This window comes from Corynebacterium sp. HMSC055A01, assembly GCF_001809405.1.
GTDB classification, from domain to species: Bacteria; Actinomycetota; Actinomycetes; order Mycobacteriales; family Mycobacteriaceae; genus Corynebacterium; species Corynebacterium hesseae.
On the sequence record NZ_KV797583.1, the window covers coordinates 1 to 581 of the forward strand.

The following is a 581-nucleotide window of genomic DNA, read 5'->3' on the forward strand; positions in this document are numbered from 1 at the left end:
CACCAAACAACAAACAACAACTCAATACAAACAACGAAGAGACCGTTAAAGCACAACACAACCGCTTTAACGGTCTCTTTTTTGTTTTTCACACGCGGCAGGTCTGCACTTCCAGGTCTGGACACGCGCACACTAGCCCATAGCGGCAATAGACCCCAATTGGGCCCAACCATGTTCACTTGAAAACTCTGATAAACAAGGCTCATACCCACCCGGGTAGCTGCCTAATTCCTAACTACTGCGAAAGGGCCACGGAAGTATGATCTACCCCACCAATGCTTGGGCGTCTCGTCCTCATACAGAATTGTAAACTGGGCACCGAGCTTTCTGGCTAAGTAGCCAACCCGGTCCGGGATTAGGGTACGGAGAAGATGTTTGAATTCCTTTTGTTTCTCGTTCCTTCAGTGCTTTATATCATTTTTCAGCGCAAGAGAATTGGGGTTTCTCAAGCTCGGACAAATGTGGGTTGGCAATGGGGAAATTGGCAATCAGTAGTATTAAGCATCATCTTTTTCCCCGTGTTGCTTGGAATAGGATACGCCGGTATCCGTGTTGAAGCGTCCTGGGTTTAGTTCCGCTTC

At 47.8% G+C, this 581-nt stretch carries 2 protein-coding genes; one reads left to right on the forward strand and one right to left on the reverse strand.

Annotated features, from left to right (window positions below):
- The coding region (locus HMPREF2604_RS14215) for a hypothetical protein (RefSeq protein WP_210384673.1) at positions 1-206 on the reverse strand (206 nt) is incomplete at its 3' end.
- Between the two features lie 165 nt (positions 207-371).
- On the opposite strand from HMPREF2604_RS14215, the gene HMPREF2604_RS13945 reads away from it, so the two are divergent.
- Complete coding sequence (locus tag HMPREF2604_RS13945; protein ID WP_141746442.1) at positions 372-572, forward strand: hypothetical protein; 201 nt, start codon at positions 372-374, stop codon at positions 570-572.
- Positions 573-581 lie beyond the last annotated feature (9 nt).

Excerpts from the sequence above, each read along its gene's own strand:
- HMPREF2604_RS13945 (WP_141746442.1), top strand. The coding sequence starts at position 372 with ATGTTTGAATTCCTTTTGTTTCTCGTTCCTTCAGTGCTTTATATCATT.